Origin of the sequence: Ralstonia edaphi (genome assembly GCF_958350185.1) — a bacterium.
Classification (GTDB): Bacteria; Pseudomonadota; Gammaproteobacteria; order Burkholderiales; family Burkholderiaceae; genus Ralstonia; species Ralstonia edaphi.
This window is the reverse complement of record NZ_CATWHI010000005.1, coordinates 135,586-153,178: the sequence shown is the minus strand read 5'-3', so window position 1 is coordinate 153,178 and position 17,593 is coordinate 135,586. Positions and strand designations below refer to the sequence as shown.

The 17,593-nt window shown below is 65.2% G+C and carries 14 protein-coding genes and 3 tRNA genes; 7 read left to right on the top strand and 10 right to left on the bottom strand.

The genetic code is table 11. From position 1 onward, the window contains the following. Positions 1-22: 22 nt before the first annotated feature. The 5 genes from R2669_RS18235 to R2669_RS18215 all read right to left on the bottom strand — a co-directional run bounded on the left by R2669_RS18235 (position 23) and on the right by R2669_RS18215 (position 7,016). Entirely contained in the window at positions 23-1,507 is a 1,485-nt protein-coding gene (locus R2669_RS18235) for a circularly permuted type 2 ATP-grasp protein (protein ID WP_316901625.1), read from the bottom strand. Positions 1,508-1,612: 105 nt separating this feature from the next. Further along, positions 1,613-4,138 (bottom strand): DNA internalization-related competence protein ComEC/Rec2, encoded by a 2,526-nt coding sequence (locus R2669_RS18230; RefSeq protein WP_316901623.1) that lies wholly within the window; start codon positions 4,136-4,138, stop codon positions 1,613-1,615. A 9-nt stretch (positions 4,139-4,147) separates the two neighbouring features. Continuing rightward, positions 4,148-4,960, bottom strand: coding sequence for a TatD family hydrolase (locus R2669_RS18225; protein ID WP_316901621.1), 813 nt, complete (start codon positions 4,958-4,960; stop codon positions 4,148-4,150). An 84-nt stretch (positions 4,961-5,044) separates the two neighbouring features. Then, positions 5,045-5,773: a lipoprotein-releasing ABC transporter ATP-binding protein LolD gene (gene lolD, locus R2669_RS18220; RefSeq protein ID WP_009238494.1), complete on the bottom strand. Its 729-nt coding sequence runs from the start codon at positions 5,771-5,773 to the stop codon at positions 5,045-5,047. Continuing rightward, positions 5,766-7,016, bottom strand: a complete 1,251-nt coding sequence (locus tag R2669_RS18215) for a lipoprotein-releasing ABC transporter permease subunit (protein WP_316888026.1) — start codon at positions 7,014-7,016, stop codon at positions 5,766-5,768. The genes lolD and R2669_RS18215 overlap by 8 nt, the downstream gene beginning before the upstream one ends. A 71-nt stretch (positions 7,017-7,087) precedes the next feature. On the opposite strand from R2669_RS18215, the gene R2669_RS18210 reads away from it, so the two are divergent. The 5 genes from R2669_RS18210 to R2669_RS18190 all read left to right on the top strand — a co-directional run bounded on the left by R2669_RS18210 (position 7,088) and on the right by R2669_RS18190 (position 10,769). Beyond that, positions 7,088-8,179: a hypothetical protein gene (locus R2669_RS18210; protein ID WP_147213599.1), complete on the top strand. Its 1,092-nt coding sequence runs from the start codon at positions 7,088-7,090 to the stop codon at positions 8,177-8,179. 32 nt (positions 8,180-8,211) lie between these two features. Further along, positions 8,212-9,906 (top strand): single-stranded-DNA-specific exonuclease RecJ, encoded by a 1,695-nt coding sequence (gene recJ, locus R2669_RS18205; RefSeq protein ID WP_316888029.1) that lies wholly within the window; start codon positions 8,212-8,214, stop codon positions 9,904-9,906. A 177-nt stretch (positions 9,907-10,083) separates the two neighbouring features. After that, positions 10,084-10,413, top strand: a complete 330-nt coding sequence (fdxA, locus tag R2669_RS18200) for a ferredoxin FdxA (protein WP_009238498.1) — start codon at positions 10,084-10,086, stop codon at positions 10,411-10,413. 109 nt (positions 10,414-10,522) lie between these two features. Then, positions 10,523-10,598: transfer RNA gene (locus R2669_RS18195), tRNA-Asn, on the top strand. 80 nt (positions 10,599-10,678) lie between these two features. Next, a tRNA-Leu gene (locus R2669_RS18190) sits at positions 10,679-10,769 on the top strand. 40 nt (positions 10,770-10,809) lie between these two features. Here the strand turns inward: R2669_RS18190 and R2669_RS18185 are convergent. Together R2669_RS18185 and R2669_RS18180 are read right to left on the bottom strand one after the other, a co-directional pair. Next, on the bottom strand, positions 10,810-11,544 hold the full coding sequence (locus tag R2669_RS18185) for a DUF899 domain-containing protein (RefSeq protein ID WP_316901619.1): 735 nt from the start codon (positions 11,542-11,544) through the stop codon (positions 10,810-10,812). A 146-nt stretch (positions 11,545-11,690) separates the two neighbouring features. Next, complete coding sequence (locus tag R2669_RS18180; protein WP_316901617.1) at positions 11,691-12,794, bottom strand: YeiH family protein; 1,104 nt, start codon at positions 12,792-12,794, stop codon at positions 11,691-11,693. 92 nt (positions 12,795-12,886) lie between these two features. On the opposite strand from R2669_RS18180, the gene R2669_RS18175 reads away from it, so the two are divergent. Then, the gene (locus tag R2669_RS18175; protein ID WP_316901615.1) at positions 12,887-13,813 is read left to right on the top strand and encodes a LysR family transcriptional regulator; all 927 of its coding nucleotides are present in this window, start codon (positions 12,887-12,889) and stop codon (positions 13,811-13,813) included. Between the two features lie 39 nt (positions 13,814-13,852). Further along, positions 13,853-13,928, top strand: a tRNA-Lys gene (locus tag R2669_RS18170). 146 nt (positions 13,929-14,074) lie between these two features. Here R2669_RS18170 and R2669_RS18165 read toward each other — a convergent pair. The 3 genes from R2669_RS18165 to leuC form a co-directional block, all read right to left on the bottom strand. Further along, positions 14,075-15,397, bottom strand: coding sequence for a 2-hydroxycarboxylate transporter family protein (locus R2669_RS18165; RefSeq protein WP_147213594.1), 1,323 nt, complete (start codon positions 15,395-15,397; stop codon positions 14,075-14,077). Positions 15,398-15,495: 98 nt separating this feature from the next. Further along, a complete protein-coding gene (gene leuD, locus R2669_RS18160; RefSeq protein ID WP_147213593.1) occupies positions 15,496-16,158 on the bottom strand; it encodes a 3-isopropylmalate dehydratase small subunit in 663 nt (220 codons plus the stop codon). Beyond that, complete coding sequence (gene leuC / locus R2669_RS18155; protein WP_316901612.1) at positions 16,151-17,572, bottom strand: 3-isopropylmalate dehydratase large subunit; 1,422 nt, start codon at positions 17,570-17,572, stop codon at positions 16,151-16,153. Before leuC ends, leuD begins: the two co-directional genes overlap by 8 nt. Between the last annotated feature and the right edge of the window lie 21 nt (positions 17,573-17,593).

Sequence of the window (17,593 nt, the reverse complement as noted above, 5' to 3'; positions counted from 1 at the left end):
AGTTGCGACACAGCGCGAGCGCTCAGCGCTCCAGCACCCAGGTGTCCTTCGTACCACCGCCCTGCGATGAGTTGACCACCAGCGAGCCGGCCCGCAACGCCACGCGCGTGAGGCCGCCGGGCACCATGCGCACGTCCTTGCCGGACAGCACGAACGGCCGCAGATCGATGTGGCGCGGCGCGATACCGGCTTCCACATACGTCGGGCACGTCGACAGCGCCAAGGTTGGCTGGGCGATGTACTGATCGGGGCGGGCTTTCACCACCTCGCGGAAAGCCGCGATCTCCTCTTGCGTGGCAGCCGGGCCGACCAGCATGCCGTAGCCGCCCGCGCCGTGCGTCTCCTTGACCACCAGCTCGCCCATGTGGTCGAGCACGTATTGCAGGTCATCCGGCCGGCGGCACATGTACGTCGGCACGTTATTGAGGACCGGTTCCTCGCCGAGGTAGAAGCGGATCATGTCCGGCACATACGGATAGATCGACTTGTCGTCTGCCACGCCGGTGCCGATGGCATTGCAGATGGTCACGTTGCCCGCGCGATAAACGGACAGCAGCCCCGCGGCGCCCAACGAAGAATCCGGACGGAACACAAGCGGATCGAGGAAGTCGTCGTCCACACGGCGGTAGATGACGTCGATGCGCTGCGGACCCTGCGTCGTGCGCATGTAGAGATGGTCGTCCTGCACGAACAGATCGTGCCCCTCCACCAGCTCGACGCCCATCTGCTGCGCCAGGAACGCATGTTCGAAATACGCGGAGTTGTACATGCCGGGCGTGAGCACCACCACCGTCGGGTCGGCAATGTTCTGCGGCGAGACGCTGCGCAGCATGTCGAGCAGCATGTCGGGGTAATGCGCGACGGGCGCCACACGATTGCGTGCGAACAACTCCGGAAACAGCCGCATCATCATCTTGCGGTTTTCCAGCATGTACGACACACCGGAAGGCACGCGCAGGTTGTCTTCCAGCACGTAGAACTCGCCCTCGCCGGCGCGCACGATGTCAATGCCGGCCACGTGCGCATAGATGTCGCGCGGCACGTCCACGCCAAGCATGTCCGGGCGGTATTGGGCGTTGTTGTAGATCTGGTCGGGCGGGATGACACCGGCGCGAAGGATGTTCTGCTCGTGATAGATATCGTGCAGGAAGCGGTTCAGTGCATCGACGCGCTGCCGCAACCCGCGCTCGAGCTTCGCCCATTCGCTCGCCGGGAAGATGCGCGGAATGATGTCGAACGGGATCGTACGTTCGGTGCCGCTGTTCGATTCGTCCTTGTCGCCGTAGACGGCAAAGGTGATGCCGACGCGGCGGAAGATCAGGTCTGCCTCGGCGCGCTTGTTCTGCAGCGTTGTGGCGGATTGCGCGCCCAGCCATTCGGCGAAACGTCCGTAGTGGCTGCGAACCTCGCCCTGCTGGACGAGCGCTGCCGGGGCCGGTTCGGCGGCATGGGGGCTGCGGTCCCCGTCATGCCAGTTGAGCATTTCATCGTAGAACCGGACTGCCATGCTTTTCTCCCCTGACGGCGCCGCGCGATGTACGCGGCACGTGGTTTTTATAGCACAGCGGTTTTGCCCCCCACAATGGGGCCAACCCGTTGTGCCACCAAGTTTTCACGGCTGGGCGTCGAGGTCGCCAGTGGCCGTTGCCAGGGGTTCCACTTCCTGTGCGGAAGACCAGTACCGCGGACGCATGGTGCGCGCGGTCTGGATGTCCAGCACATCGCCGTCGGTCTGAATGACGACGGCACCGGTCTTGTCCGTGCGCAAACCGTCGATGTCGCGCGCTACGTAGCGCTGCCAAACCTGCGGATGCGGATGTCCGTACCGATTGCGGTAGCCGACCTGGAAAACCGCCACCTGCGGAGAAACCGCGTTCAGGAACGCGCCGCTGGAGCTTGTCTTGCTGCCGTGATGGGGCACAAGCAAGATGTCTGCCATCAGGGGCTCGGGCGCTTCGGCAGCGATGAGGGCGTTTTCCTGCGCGGCTTCGATATCACCGGTCAGCAAAGCGGCGTGGCGGCCATTGGCAATACGCAGTACGCAACTGCGGGCGTTGCTGGACACGCGCTCGCGTTGCGCCGGCAGGCGGCGGGGGTGCAGCACCTCAAAGACAACACCGTCCCAAGTCCATGCTTGCCCGGCCAAACAGTCGGCAAAGCGAATCCCGTTCTCGTCGGCCACGCCGCGCAAAGCATGCCCTGGAGGTAAAGACGCCAACATGGTGCGCACCGGCACCGCACCGATCACCGTTTCGGTGCCACCAGCGTGGTCGCTGTCTTCATGGCTGACAACAAGCGCGTCAAGCGCATCCACCCCATGGGCGCGCAGATAGGGCGTGATGACGCGCCCTGCGGCATCCGCGTGGTCGCTGTAGCGCGGGCCGGTATCGAACAGGAGGCGATGGTTAGCCGTTTCGACCAACGCCGCAGCGCCCTGACCGATGTCGAACGCGACGAGCCGGAATTCGCCAGGCGATGGCAACGGCACGCGCGCCAGCACCAGGGGCAAGAGGAGCAAGGCACCCTGGGCGCGCCATGCCCAGGCGCGCATGCCGCCCGGCACCAGCAAAAGCGCCGCGCCGGCCATCGACAGCAGCAACGCCCACATGGGCGCAATCGGCGCAACCCAGACTGACCAGCGCGGCGTCGCCAGCCATTCAAGCCAAACGACGAGCCAGCGGAAGGTCGCTTCGGCCAACATCAGCACGGGCTGCGCAAGTGGCTCCGGGAGCGCCGCGCCGATCAGCGCCAACGGTGTCGTCACAAAACTCACCGAGGGAATCGCAAGCCCATTGGCCGCCGTGGAAACCACCGAGGTCTGCTGGAACAAGAGCAAGGTCAACGGCAACAGGCCGAACGTGACGGCAAACTGGATCCGCGTAGCGCCCGCCATTGCCCTCCGGCTGCGCTCGATCCAGCCATCTGTTTTGCCATCATTGGCCCGACCATCGAGCGCCATCTGCGCGGCGATGAAGATGATCGCCACCGCTCCGAACGACAGCCAGAACCCCGCCGACATGACCGCCCACGGGTCCACCACCGCCACCACGGCCGCCGCCCAGCACAGCGAGAGGCTGGCCGGCACATTGCGATCCGTCAGCCGGGCGATGGCCACGGTAGACAACATCAGGAGCGTGCGCTGTGCCGGCACGCCCATCCCAGCGAGCAGGCAGTAGCCGAACGCTGCAAGCATGGCCGCGATGGCGCCCGCACGGGGGGCCGGCATGCGCAGCGGCAATGGTGTGCGCAGCCAGCGCGCCAGCCCGAAAGACCGACGCCACAGCGCCATCCACAGCGCTGCGAACAACCCGGCAATCATCGTGATGTGCAACCCGGAAATACTGACGAGGTGGCTGATGCCGGTGCGGCGGAACAGCTCCCAGTCGTCGCGGGCGATGCCGCTCTGGTCGCCCACCACCAGGGCGACGATGACCGCCGCGTAGCGCGCATCGGGCAAGGCATCGAGGATGTGGCGTCGCACGCTGGCCCGCCAGCGCTCCACGCCAATCCCGAAACCAGTGCCCGCCCCATCCACCGCGATGTTCTGTGCGCGCTTGCCTGTCCGCACATAGCCGACCGCACGGATGTTGTCGGCGAGCATCGCGTATTCGCCGTCGAAGCCGCCCGGGTTGATCAGGCTGTGCGGGCGCTTCAGGCGCAGCGTCAGTTGCCAGCGTTGGCCGGGCTGCAGATCGGGGATGCCGGCACGTCGGTCTGGCTTTGCATCTTCCTCCCCCACATTGCCCCACGTCCGTGCGCCATACCAGGACAGGCGCACGCGGGGCGGCACGGCATCACCCGCATTGCTGGATTCGATGTGGAAGAGAAAGCGCGTGGCGTCATCACCGGTCTGCGGCAGCTCGGCCACCACGCCGGTCGCGATGATGTCCTTGCCTTCCCACGCAGGACTGAGCGCGACGGCCAAGCGCTGCTGCGCGCGCCAATCGCTCCAACCAAAGCCCGCGGCAATGGTGCTGGCGACGAGCAACACAGGAAACAGCATCGGCAAACGCCGCGTGACACCGGCCAGCGACAGACAGAGCACCAGCACGCCAAGCGGCAGCCACACCGGCGGCAGCGTCGCCTGCATCTGCAATGCAACACAGCCGGCAACAAAGCCGATCAACCCGAGACGCATGTGCGGGCGTCAGGCTTGCAGGAGCGCTGCCAGGCGGGGAATGGCGTCGATGCTGTTGCGGCGCGCCTGGTCGGCCAGCGCGTCGATAGAGATGCCGCGCAGTTGCGCCATTGCGTCGGCAATGCGGGCGACTTCCGTGGGCGCATTGCGCACGGCGCCCTGCTCGCCAAACTGGTCGTCGGCAAGCCAGGCGGGGGCCAGGTCGGGCGCGTCGGTTTCCAGCACGATCGACTCGATCGGCATTTCCTGCGCCAGCCGGCGCACTCGGTGGGCGCGGGAGAAGGTGAAGACGCCGCCAAACCCGAGCTTGAAGCCGGAATCGACAAAGCGACGCGCCTGTTCCGAGCTGCCGTTGAACGCATGCGCAATGCCGCGCACGCCCGCCTTGGCGGCGGCGCTCCACACCTGATCCTGCGACTTGCGCACGTGCATCAGCACAGGCAGATCGAATTCGCGTGCGATACGCAATTGCGCGCGGAACACGGCGCTCTGCCGTTCAACGTCGTAATCGGGAATGAAGAAATCGAGACCGATTTCGCCCACGGCCACGAAACGCGGGTCGTCCATTGACGCAGCAACCTGGCGGCGCAGTTCCAGCAGGTCGTCGTCGCTGGCCTGCGCAGCGTAGATCGGATGGATGCCCAGCGCATAAGTGCAGCCGGCATGCCGATGTGCCAGCGCCCGCACCGTGTCGAAATTCCAGCGCGCCACCGCCGGCACGACGATGTGATTGACGCCCGTCGCACGCGCCTGTGCGACGACCGCATCACGGTCGGCATCAAAGTCGCTGGCATCGAGGTGGCAATGGGTGTCGATCCACATGGTCAGTTCGGCGTTGGGAAAGGCGGCAACGTACCGGAAAGCGAAGCGTTCTGGAATCCGCCTTTTCCGATCATGCCGCCCGGCTCAGCGCTCCTGGTGCAGATGGCCGTCGCGCAGGCGGAAGATGCGGTCGCAACGGCCGGCCAGTTCAATATCGTGCGTGACGATGACAAAGCTCGTGCCCAGCGTGCGTGTGAGTTCCAGCATCAGGTCAAACACTTCACCGGCGGTGTGATCGTCGAGATTGCCGGTGGGCTCATCCGCCAGCACGCAAGCCGGAGACCCGACGAGCGCGCGCGCAATCGCCACGCGCTGGCGCTCGCCGCCGGACAGCTCGCCCGGACGGTGTGCCGTGCGCGGGCCCAAACCCACACGTTCGAGCATCGCCTGTGCGGTGTGGCGCGCTTGCGCCTCTTCCACGCCCCGGATGCGCAGCGGCATCGCGACGTTGTCCAGCGCCGTGAATTCGGGCAGCAGATGGTGGAACTGATAGACGAAGCCGAGCGCCTGGTTGCGCAGCGTATTGCGCTCGCGCTCCTTCATGGCCGTGAACGGCTTGCCGAGCAGCGAAACGCGACCCGACGTCGGTTCATCCAGCCCGCCCAGCACATGCAGCAGCGTGCTTTTGCCCGAGCCCGACGCGCCGACGATGGCGACCTTCTCGCCCACGCCGATGCGGATGTCCACACCCTTGAGCACATCGACGTTCAGGCCGCCCTGGCGGAACGACTTGGACAGCCCTTCGGCTTGCACCACCACACCCTGCGGCGCCGCGGCCGGCGCTTCCATGGAAGTCATGACAGCCTCACTCATAGCGCAGTGCCTCCGCCGGATTCACGCGCGAGGCGTGCCAGCTTGGATACAGCGTCGCCACCGACGCGAGGATGAAGGAAATGACGCCGATGGTCGCAATGTCGTTCACGCGGGGGTCCGAGGGCAGTTCGCTGATGAAATAGATGTCACGCGGCAGGAATTGCACGTGGAAGAGACGCTCGATGAACGGCACGATCACGTCGATGTTGTAAGCGATGAGCGTGCCGAAGCCCACGCCCAGCAACGTGCCGATAAACCCGATCGCCACACCCTGCACGATGAAGATCTTCATGATCGACGCCGGCTGTGCGCCCATGGTGCGCAGGATGGCGATGTCGGCCTGCTTGTCCGTCACCGTCATCACGAGTGTCGACACCAGGTTGAACGCCGCCACGGCGATGATCAGCGTGAGGATGATGAACATCATCTTCTTTTCGGTCTTCACGGCGGCGAACCAGTTGCGGTTCTGGCGTGACCAATCGCGAATGTACAGCTCGCCGGACAACGTGCGCGACAGGGCTTCGGCCACCTGCGGGGCGCGGTCCATGTCGACCAGCTTCAGACGCACGCCGGTCGGGCCATCGAGGCGGAACAGCCGTTCGGCGTCTTCCATGTTGACCAGCGCCAGCGAGCTGTCGAACTCGTAGTGGCCCGATTCGAAGATGCCCATCACCGTGAACTGCTTCAGGCGCGGCAACACGCCCGCCGGCGTGATGGTGCCCTGCGGCGCCACCAGCGTGACCTTGTCCCCCTGATGCACGCCCAGGCCGTTGGCCAACTGGCTGCCCAGGGCGATGCCGAATTCGCCGGGTTTCAGGTCCTCGATCGTGCCCGATTTGAAATCCTTGGCAATGTCGGACACCTTCGGCTCGTCCGCCGGCGACACCCCGCGCAGCAGCACGCCGCGCACCGCCTCGTCGCGCGTGATCATGGCCTGCGCGCCCACGTAGGGCGCCGCGCCGATGACTTCCTTGTTCTGCATCGCCTCATTGGCGGTACGCTGCCAGTCCGGCAGACTGTTCGGCGCCATCACTTCGATATGCGCCAGCACCGACAGCATGCGGTCCCGCACTTCCTTCTGGAAGCCGTTCATGACCGAGAGCACGATGATCAGCGCCGCCACCCCCAGCGCAATGCCGAGCATGGAGATGAGCGAAATGAAAGAGATGAAGCTGTTGCGGCTGGCGCGCTTGCTTGCGCGCGTATACCGCCAGCCGATCTGCCATTCGTATGGAAGTTTCAAAGGGGGTTCCCCGTGGGTGTGATTTGTCCGGCTCACTGGCCAACGAGCCGGAAGTTTACAATCTCGGAGCCATGATTCCTGAACTCACCCTGATTGTCCCGTTTTGCGCGCCCGCTGCCGAGGTGGCCGACGACGCTTACCGTCAATTGACCTTGCCGGGCCTGGAAAGGTTGCTCGCACGTGCGCGCGAGGCCGAGCGCGAGCGCCACGACGACGCCTACCTGCCCACGCTGCCGCACGAGCGCTGGCTGGCCAAGCACGCCGGGCTGCCCATTTCCCCGTTGCCCTCGGCGCCGTACATGCGCCTGGCAGACGGCGGCACCGCCGACACGCGTACCTGGGCCTGCCTGCAGCCGGTCCACATCCACGCCGCCCGGGACCATCTGGTGATGCTCGACCCAGCGCAGCTCCGCCTGGAAGCCGCCGACGCCGACGCCCTGCGCGCCGCCATCGCCCCCCTGGTCGACGAGATGGGTATCACGCTCGATGCCACGCACGCCGCGCGCTGGTACGTTGCCGATTCGCCCTTTGGCGACCTCATTGCCGCCGCGCCGCAGCGCGCCACCGGCCACAACATCGACATCTGGATGCACAAGGGCGAGCGGGAGCGCGCCTGGCGCAAGTTCCAGAACGAGATCCAGATGACGTGGTACGACCACCCCGTCAATCAGGCACGCGAGGCGCGTGGCCTGCTGCTAGTGAATTCGGTCTGGCTATTCGGCCAGGGCGCGCTGGTCGATACCCGCCCCATTGCCGAGCGCATGATCGGCGCTGATCCGTTCTTCGCAGGCTTATGCCACGCCGGCAACGCCACCGAGCTGTGCGCCGAAACCTTGGCCGCGGTGCCGTTCGACGACACGAGCGCCGCCGTGCTGCTGGGCGACGCCGGCAAGCCCTATCTTTCCGCCGACTGGTACGACTGGATCGAAACGCTGCGCGCCTACGATCGCGACTGGTTTACCCCCGCCGCCGATGCGCTGGCCGACGGCCGCATCGACGCCGTCTCGCTCGTGCTGACCGGCGACTCGCATTACGCCCACTACCGCGTCACGCGCCGCGAACTGGCCAATGGCCCGTTCGGTTGGCTGCGCCGCTTGAGCCACCCGCTGAGTCGCCCCCGCACCTTGCGCGACGCGCTGTCCCCGCTTTCCATGGCCGCTTGAGCCTGCCTGAGCCCGCCTGAGCCCGATTCCGCATGACCCGCATCGCTGTCCGTTCACATTCTCCTGACGCCGCCACCACGTTGGCCGGCCACGGCATCCATCCCGTGCTCGCGCGCATCCTCGCCGCCCGGGGTGTCGCGCGGCCCGACGAACTGTCGACCGAGCTGACCGACCTGCTGCCGCCCGCGCAACTCAAGGGCATTGACGACGCGGCGTGCTACCTGGCCGACGCCATCGCCGCCAAGAAGCGCCTGCTGATCATTGCGGACTACGACTGCGACGGCGCCACTGCCTGCGCCGTGGGCGTACGCGGCTTGCGCATGCTGGGCGCGCAGGTCAGCTACATCGTCCCCAACCGCTTCGAGTACGGCTACGGCCTGTCGCCGGAAATCGTGGCACTCGCCGCGCGCGAGAAGCCAGACGTGCTGGTCACGGTCGACAACGGCATCGCCGACGTGGCGGGCGTGGCGGCCGCCAACGCGCTGGGTATCGACGTGGTCGTGACGGACCACCACATGCCCGGCGCGCAGTTGCCCGAGGCGCGCGTGATCGTCAACCCGAACCAGCCGGGCTGCGGCTTCCCGAGCAAGAATCTGGCGGGTGTCGGCGTGATGTTCTACGTACTGCTGGCGCTGCGGGCGGAGCTGCGCAAGCGCGGTGTGTTCACGCCGCAGGATCAGCCGCGCCTTGACACGCTGCTCGACCTGGTGGCACTCGGCACCGTGGCCGACGTGGTCAAGCTCGACGCCAACAACCGTCTGCTCGTCGCGCAGGGCCTCAAGCGCATGCGCGCCGGGCGGATGTGCCCGGGCATCGCCGCGCTGTTCCGCGTGGCCGGCCGCGAAGCAAGCCGCGCGTCGACGTTCGACCTCGGCTTCGGCCTTGGCCCGCGCCTGAACGCCGCTGGGCGCCTGGCCGACATGTCGCTCGGCATCGAATGCCTGCTCACCGACGACTACGACCGCGCCATGTCCATCGCCGCCGAACTCGACGGCATGAACCGCGAGCGCCGGGAGATCGAAGCCGGCATGCAGCAGGAGGCCCTCGCCATCCTCGACAGCATGAACGCCCTCGATGGCTCGGGCCGCCACACGATCGCGGTCTACAACGAGACGTGGCACCAGGGCGTGATCGGCATCGTCGCGTCGCGTATCAAGGACAAGTTTCACCGCCCGGTCTTCACCTTCGCGCCCGGCGACGATGGCGTCATCAAGGGCTCGGGCCGCTCGATTCCCGGCTTCCACCTGCGCGATGCGCTGGACGCCGTTCACAAGCGCAGCCCAGGGCTGATCGTCAAGTTTGGCGGCCACGCCATGGCGGCAGGGCTCACGCTGCGCGAAGACGGCTTCGATACATTCGTCGCCACCTTCGAAGCCGTCGGCCGCGAATGGCTGACCGAAGCCCTGCTCTCGCGCGTGCTCGAAACCGATGGCGAAGCCGACCCCGAATGCTTCACGCCGCAGTTCGTCGAGCTGCTCGAAACCCAGGTCTGGGGTCAGGGCTTTCCGGCGCCGAGCTTCTGCGGGGAGTTCGATGTGCTGTCGCAGGCCGTGCTGAAAGACAAGCACCTCAAGCTCAAGCTTGGCCGCGGCAAGCAGCATTTCGATGCGATCTGGTTCAATCACGCGGAGCCGCTGGGCGCCTCGGCCTATGTGGCCTACCGGCTCGACAACAACACCTTCAACGGCATCACGCGCGTGCAGATGGTGATCGAGCATGCGCAATAGCGGATTGGACAAACCTTGCGCCAGCGCATAAACACATGCCAAAACTGTCTGACAGCACACCCATGGCGCAGCAGCCGGGGGCGGCCGGTGCGTTACAATGCGGGATTGCCGGCAAGGAAACGCACAAGCATCCGTGACCGCGCCCCCACGAATTCCTAGCATCAACTTCCAAGCGAAATGACTCACGTCGTTACCGAAAGCTGTGTCCGCTGCAAGTACACCGACTGCGTGGACGTCTGCCCCGTCGACTGCTTCCGTGAAGGCCCGAACTTCCTGACGATTGATCCGGATGAATGCATCGACTGCGCCGTCTGCGTGGCCGAATGCCCGGTCAACGCCATCTACGCCGAAGAAGACGTGCCCGCCGATCAGCAGAAGTGGATCGCCATCAATGCAGAGCTGGCGCAAGCCGGCTGGCCGTCCATCACCAAGACCAAGCAACCCTTGCCCGACGCGGACGATTGGAAGGACGTGAAGGACAAGGAACAGTACCTCGACCGCGGCTGAACGCGTTGAGCGAACTTGCCCGACACACTTTTTGTCGTGCATCGCAAAAAAGGTGTTGACGGGCAGATCGGAAACTAGCTAGAATTCATTTCTTCGCTGCTACAGCGATTCCCCGATAGCTCAGTCGGTAGAGCGCCGGACTGTTAATCCGTAGGTCCCTGGTTCGAGCCCAGGTCGGGGAGCCAAAATAACAAAACGCCTCGCTTCGTGCGGGGCGTTTTCATTTGTGGCATCGGTGTCGTGTATTGTTTCGCACCCGCCCCAAGCCCGAGTGGTGAAATTGGTAGACACCGCGGACTTAAAATCCGCTGCGCCCTAATCGGCGCGTGCCGGTTCGATCCCGGCCTCGGGCACCAAATCCTCTCTTCGCCTCTTCCCCTCTTCCGCTTGAGCGCCTTACGTCGCGCAGCACCCGTGCGTCTTCGGTGCGTCTTCATATTCGTCGTGACGGCGCACCCATGACATCGGGCCGGTCTCGTTGCGGCCGAGCGGCGCGCGATCGAGCAGGAGCAGCGCACCCACCATGTCTTCCAAGCCGCGCGCATACGTCGAATACGTGTGGAAGACGTTGCCGTCCGCGTCCTTGTAGAACGCGCTCATCCCAGGCAGTTCGTCGTGGGCTTGTTCACGGGGCGTGGCCGTGTAGTTGTAGTCGACCGAGCCGCTGGCGAGTTCGTCTTGCGAGAAGCTCACGCGATAGTCGTGGTTGAACGTCGTGCCGAACGACGACACCCACGGGAATTGCCAGCCCATGCGCTTCTTGTACGCCGCGATTTTGTCCATCGGCGCGCGCGACACGGCGACGAATGTCACGTCATGGTGGTTCAGATGCGGCAGCATCCCGCTGACATGGTCGGAGAAGAAGGAGCATCCGGGGCAGCCCGCATCCCAGTCGGGGCCGAACATGAAGTGGTAGATCATCAACTGGCTGCGGCCGTCGAACAGCTCGCCAAGCGTCTTCCTACCTTCCGGCGACGCGAACACGTATTCCGTATCGACCTTGACCCACGGCAGCGCCTGACGCTCGGCATTGATGGCGTCGCGCAGATGGATGGCCTCTTTCTCGCGGGCCAGCAGCGCCCGGCGTTGGATGAGCCATTCATCTCTTGAGACTACGGGATGCGCTTGCATGGTCGCCCCTTTGTCGAAGACACAGGACTTCATACTAGGCGGCGGCGCACGAATGAAAAGCCGCGGCGCACAAGTCGGCAATCGGATGCGACTTGCACGCCATGGAGGCGAACTTGCCGCCCCCGCTCACCGCTTCGGAGGCCTGATCAACCTACCAGCCAACGCACGCCCACATTGATGAGCGCGCCGCCGCCCACCAGACCGATCCACAACACCGCAGCGCACAGCAGCGGACGCACACCGGACTTCAGCAGCATCGGCACATGCGTTTGCGTGCCGATGGCAAACATGGCGCAGGCCAGCATGGCGGTGTCGATGGCGTCGATGGGCGCATGCCATGCAGCGGGGATCGCACCGGCGGAATTCAGCAGCGTCACGATCAGCAGGCCCACCGCAAACCAGGGCATCGCCTTCCAGGCGTGGCCGGCGGCTTTACGAAGCGCATTCTCCGAAGACGCCGAAGCTGAGGTGTGCCCTTCCGCAGGCGTCGTGCACGCCAGTACCACCAGCAGCGGAGCCAGCGCCAGCACACGCACCATCTTGCTGACGACGGCTGCGTTGGTGGCGTCGTCGCCCAACGGACGCGCAGCGGCAATCACCTGCGCGACCTCGTGCATTGTCGAACCGATGTAGACGCCAAAATGCTCGGGCGTGATGGCCACGCCGGCATGCGCAACCAGCGCGTACAGCCACGGATACAGAAAGATGCCGATCGTGCCGAACAGCACCACGCTGGCAATCGCCACAGCCGTCTCGCGCGGCGACGCCTTCACCGCTGGGGCAACGGCCAGCACGGCCGCCGCTCCGCACACCGCACTGCCCGCCGCCACCAACACCGCCTGCGAACGCGTGAGGCGAAACCAGCGCGTGCCGATCCACGTACCGGCCAGCATCGTCGCCGCCAATACCACCAGGGGAATCACCACGCCTGACGTACCCAGATCCTGGATCTGCGCCAGCGTCAGCCGGGCGCCGTAGAGAATCACGCCGGCACGCAGCAGCGTATGGCGAGCAAACTGGATCGCACCGGGCGTCAGCCAGCGCTGGTGCCCGGGCACGTGGCCCACAGCCATGCCGAGCAGGATAGCGAGCGTCAGCGCGCTCAAGCCGAGATGCCCCGCCCACGGCATTGCACCAAGCGCCACCGCCGCCCCCGCAAACCCGAACAACACCGCCACGCTGGCGAGCGTCCGCCCATCGAAGCCCGCTGCCATGCCCTGGGGCGCCAGCTGTTTCTGTGCAATCGTCATCACATGTGCCTTGCTTATTCGCTATGCGCATAACGATATGCAGTCCGTGATAACATGTAAAACAGGTAATTTTTGTAATTTCAACCAGTTTCATGGATAACAAAGCGCCTCGCGTGACCTTGCGGCAGTGGGCCGTCTTCGCCGCCATCGCCCAGAGTGAGACGACCACCGCTGCCGGGGAAGTTCTTGGCCTGTCGCAATCAGCCATTAGCGCAGCGCTGGCCGAACTGGAATCCACGCTCGGGCATCCGCTGTTTGACCGGCATGCGCGGCGCCTGCACCTGAATGCGCTGGGCCGGCAGCTTCTGCCGCAAGCGCAAGCGCTGCTCGATCACGCCGATGCACTGGAACACGCGACCGCCCAGCCGAACGTGCGCCTGAAGCTCGCGGCCAGCAGCACGATCGGCAACTATGTGTTGCCTGCCCTGCTCGCTGGCTTTCGGCACGAGATCGCGCCCGACAGCCAGCTCGACGTGCTGATCGGCAATACGCAGGACGTGGTCGACGCTGTGCAGCGTTTCGAGGTGGACATCGGCCTGATCGAAGGCACGTGCCGCGGAGAGGCGTTGGAAATCGAAACATGGATCGACGACGAGATGGTGATCGTGGCGGCGCCGGGGCACCCGCTCGCCCAAGGGACGGAGCCGGCCTCGCACGCAGCGCTGCGCGAAGCCGGCTGGCTGATGCGCGAACCCGGTTCCGGCACGCGCGAACTGGTCGACAGCCGCATCGCTTCGGTGGTCGGCCCGCTGCATGTGGCGCTCGAACTCGGGCACTCCGAAGCCATCCAGCGCACGGTGGCTGCCGGCTACGGCATTAGCTGCCTGTCGCGCCACGTGGTGGCCGACGCGTTGCGTGACGGCCGCCTGGTCGAGGTGAACAGCGGCCTGCCGCGCATCGCCCGGCCGCTGCTGATCGTGCGCCATCGGGACAAGCATCCGACGCACGGGCTCACGCAATTCATCGACGTGCTACGCAGTCACAGCGCCGATTCGAAAAAAATTCGCGCAAAGGACTAGCGCGATCCAAAAAAGGTTGATATAGTCTCGTTTCTTCGCGGGGCGTTAGCTCAGTTGGTAGAGCAGCGGACTCTTAATCCGTAGGTCGAGTGTTCGAGTCACTCACGCCCCACCAGAATATGGAAGGCCCGACAGGCAACTGTCGGGCCTTTTTCATTTGCGCAATTTGCGATGCGCTCTGGCCTCGGTGCTCGGAAAACAAAACGGCCGACGCTCTGCGCGCCGGCCGCTTGTTGTGCAGACTTACCGTCGCCCGGTTGCTCAGTGCAACAGCTTTAGCAAGATCGTCGCGGCCACCACCATCGCAGCCCCGCCAATGCGCGTCGAGATCTGCGCGAACGGCATCAGCCCCATGCGATTCGACGCCGACAGAATCGCCACATCGCCCGTGCCGCCCAGCCCGCTGTGGCACGCCGTCACGATGCCCGACTCCACCGGATACATCCCCAGCCATTTGCCGACGAAGAAGCCTGACGCCACCAGCGCCAGCACCGTCGCCGCGCAGATCGCGAAATAGCCGGGCGTGAACGCGGCCAGCAGCTCTTTCCACGAGACGAACAACGCGCCAAGGCCGACGAGGATCGCGAACGTCAGATTGGTCGAGACGAACTTGTACATCTGGTAAGCGCCCAGTTCCATGCTCTGCGGCAGCACCTTCGACACCTTCAGCAGCGCGGCACTGACGATCATGAGAATCGGGCCGGGAATGCCGGTGAAGCGCGACAGCAGCGCGCCGAAGATGAAGAACGCGCAGCTGATCAGCAAGCCGGCGCCCATCAGGCCCAGATTGAGCGGCGCGTCGGTGCGATCGTTGGCCAGCAGATCGGCATCGTTGCCGGATTTGACGAGATCGCCATGGCCGGTCAGGTGCGGGCGCTTCTCACCCAGCGATTTCAGCACGCCGCTCGACAAGATGGCGACAACGTTACCGAGCAGCGCCGCCGGTACCAGCATCGCAATCAGCTCCGCCTGCGGCCGGCCGAGAATCTCGGAATACCCGATCGACAGCGGCAAGATGCCTTCGCCAATGCCGCCCCCGACGATCGGGATGACGATGAAGAAGAACGTGTGCTTGGGGTCATAGCCGAAGAACAGCCCGACCGTCACACCCGCCACGATGGCCGCCGCCGTGCCGATCAAGAGCGGAATGAACATCCGCATGAAGCCCTGCACCAGCACGCGATGGCTCATCCCCAGGATGCTGCCCGCCACCAGGCACGCGATGTACAGATATTGCAGGTTGGCCGTCTTCATCGTCGTCGTGAGCGCCTTCAACATCTCGGGGTCGATCACCTTGTAGCCGACCAGCGCCGACGGCACAAATAGACAAAGAATGGCCGCGCCCCCAATGTGCTTGAACACCGGCAGCCGCGCACCGATTTCGCCCAGCAGAAAGCCGAGCAGCATCAGCACGGCCAAACCACCGATCATGTCGTCGGGCAGCTTCTTGTTGAGCGCCGCGAGCAGCGTGATGGCGGCAATCGTGGCGTATACGGGAAGAGGCAGCGGCCCGATCCTGTAGCCGCTGAGCGTGCGCCAAAGGCCCGCGCGCGCGTCTTCCTGCGCCCGAATGGATGCTTCCATGATGTCTCCTGATCAGCCGCGCGGCGCGCCTCGTCTTCACGCGAGGTGGACTAGCGCCGGCGTCGCTGTGTGGGGTTGCGAAAACGTGTTGGGAAAATTCAGAGGCTGCCGCTCGGCGCCATGGCAGCCAGACGTGCGCGAGTGGTGGCCGCGATGTCGCGCAGCCACGGGCGCGTCTTCCAATGCGCCTGCTGGAAGGCGTCGATGTCGCTCCAGCGTGCGAGCGTCGCGCCGATCATGTCGAGCCCGTGCAGGAACATGTGGCGGTGGCGTTCGGACAGCGTGAACGACACCTCCACGCTATGGCTGCGCACGGTCATCGATCCAACGTCGATGGCGATGTGGCTCGTGGCCGCGTCCGACACGTCGGCCAGGATGCGTTCCACCGTCGCCTCGTCGAGCATCACGAGCAGCAGGCGGTTGTTCATGGCGTTGCTGAAGAAGATCTCGCCAAAGCTGGGCGCGATCACGGCGCGGATGCCGAATTGCTGCAGCCCCCACACCGCGTGCTCGCGACTGGAACCACACCCGAAGTTGCTGCCGCCCACGAGGATGGACGTGCCCTGATACGCCGGCTGGTTGAGCACGCAATCGCTGCGCAACTGGTGATCGGCGTCGTAGCGCAGGTCGTAGAGCAGGCCCTTGTCGAGTCCCGATTTGTCGATGCCGCGCAGGAACTGCTTGGGCATGATCTGGTCGGTGTCGAGGTTGGGCGTGGGCAGCGGCGCGGCCGTGCCTTCGATGCGTTTGGTGTCAGACATGGGCAGCCTCCGCTTGCGCCGGTTGCGATTGCAGTTGGCGGACGTCGGTGATGCGACCGGTAATGGCAGCGGCCGCGGCCATGGCCGGGCTCATCAGATGCGTGATGCCGCCCCGCCCCTGACGCCCTTCAAAGTTGCGATTCGTGGTCGAGGCGCAGCGCTCACCGGGGGCGAGAACGTCGTCGTTCATGGCAAGGCACATCGAGCAGCCCGGCTGGCGCCATTCAAAGCCGCTGGCGATGAGGATGTCGGCAATGCCCTCCTGCTCCGCCTGCACACGCACGGCGCCGGAACCCGGCACGACCATGGCGCGCACGCCCTGCGCCACCTGGCGGCCCTTGACGAGGCTGGCCACGGCGCGCAGGTCTTCAATCCGGGCGTTCGTGCACGAGCCGATGAACACGCGCTGCACAGGCACACCCTCGATGGCGGCGCCGGCCTGCAGGCCCGTATAGCGCAATGCCCGGGCCGACGCGTCCTCGGCGGCTTCGGGGTGCGGAATCTTGCCGGTGATGGGAATCGCCTGATCAGGGCTGGTGCCCCATGTCACGTACGGGGCAACGTCGCGCGCGTCAAAGGCGTGCTCGACGTCGAAATGCGCATCCGCGTCGCTGAACAACTGGCGCCAATCCGCCAGCGCGGCGCTTACATGGGTATGCGCCACGTCGCGCGCATGTTCGAGCACGTAGCGTGTGGCCTTGGCATCGGGCGCGATCAGTGCGCCGCGCGCGCCGGCTTCGACAGCCATGTTGCAGAGGGTCATGCGCGCCTCCATCGAAAGCGCGGCAATGGCACTGCCCGTGAACTCGACTACATAGCCGCGTGCACCCTGCGCGCCGATGCGGCTGATGATGTGCAGGATCAGGTCTTTTGCCGTGGTGCCGACGGGCAGTTCGCCTTCTACACGGATACGCATGTCCTGCGCCAGCCGGTAGACCAGCGTCTGTGTGGCCAGCACATGCTCGACCTCCGACGTGCCGATGCCAAAGCCGAGCGCACCGAACGCGCCGTAGGTCGTTGTGTGGCTGTCTCCGCAAAGCACCACCATGCCCGGGCGGATCATGCCCAACTCGGGCGCAATCACATGCTCGATGCCCTGCAGCGCATCGTTGGTGTCGAACAGGACGACGCCGTGTTCGCGGCAGTTCTTTGCCAAGTTGGACGCCTGCAGTGCCGACGCCGGGTCCTGAATGACCCGCACGCGCACCGGGTGCGTGGGGATGATGTGGTCCACCACGGCCATGTGCTGGCCCGGCACGGCCACCGTGCGGCCCGCTTCCGCCAAGCCGGCGAAGGCCTGCGGGCTGGTGTACTCGTTCATGATGTGCAGGTCTGCGTAGAGCAGCACGTTCTGCGCATCGAGCTGGGCAACGGTGTGCGATTCGACCAGCTTCTGATACAGCGTCTTCGCCATGCTTCCTCCCATTCGCGTGGC

Bases quoted from the DNA above. Each gene is read 5' to 3' on its own strand.
- R2669_RS18235 (WP_316901625.1), bottom strand. From the start codon at position 1,507: ATGGCAGTCCGGTTCTACGATGAAATGCTCAACTGGCATGACGGGGAC.
- R2669_RS18230 (WP_316901623.1), bottom strand. From the start codon at position 4,138: ATGCGTCTCGGGTTGATCGGCTTTGTTGCCGGCTGTGTTGCATTGCAG.
- R2669_RS18225 (WP_316901621.1), bottom strand. From the start codon at position 4,960: ATGTGGATCGACACCCATTGCCACCTCGATGCCAGCGACTTTGATGCC.
- lolD (WP_009238494.1), bottom strand. From the start codon at position 5,773: ATGAGTGAGGCTGTCATGACTTCCATGGAAGCGCCGGCCGCGGCGCCG.
- R2669_RS18210 (WP_147213599.1), top strand. From the start codon at position 7,088: ATGATTCCTGAACTCACCCTGATTGTCCCGTTTTGCGCGCCCGCTGCC.
- recJ (WP_316888029.1), top strand. From the start codon at position 8,212: ATGACCCGCATCGCTGTCCGTTCACATTCTCCTGACGCCGCCACCACG.
- fdxA (WP_009238498.1), top strand. From the start codon at position 10,084: ATGACTCACGTCGTTACCGAAAGCTGTGTCCGCTGCAAGTACACCGAC.
- R2669_RS18185 (WP_316901619.1), bottom strand. From the start codon at position 11,544: ATGCAAGCGCATCCCGTAGTCTCAAGAGATGAATGGCTCATCCAACGC.
- R2669_RS18180 (WP_316901617.1), bottom strand. From the start codon at position 12,794: ATGACGATTGCACAGAAACAGCTGGCGCCCCAGGGCATGGCAGCGGGC.
- R2669_RS18175 (WP_316901615.1), top strand. From the start codon at position 12,887: ATGGATAACAAAGCGCCTCGCGTGACCTTGCGGCAGTGGGCCGTCTTC.
- R2669_RS18165 (WP_147213594.1), bottom strand. From the start codon at position 15,397: ATGGAAGCATCCATTCGGGCGCAGGAAGACGCGCGCGCGGGCCTTTGG.
- leuD (WP_147213593.1), bottom strand. From the start codon at position 16,158: ATGTCTGACACCAAACGCATCGAAGGCACGGCCGCGCCGCTGCCCACG.
- leuC (WP_316901612.1), bottom strand. From the start codon at position 17,572: ATGGCGAAGACGCTGTATCAGAAGCTGGTCGAATCGCACACCGTTGCC.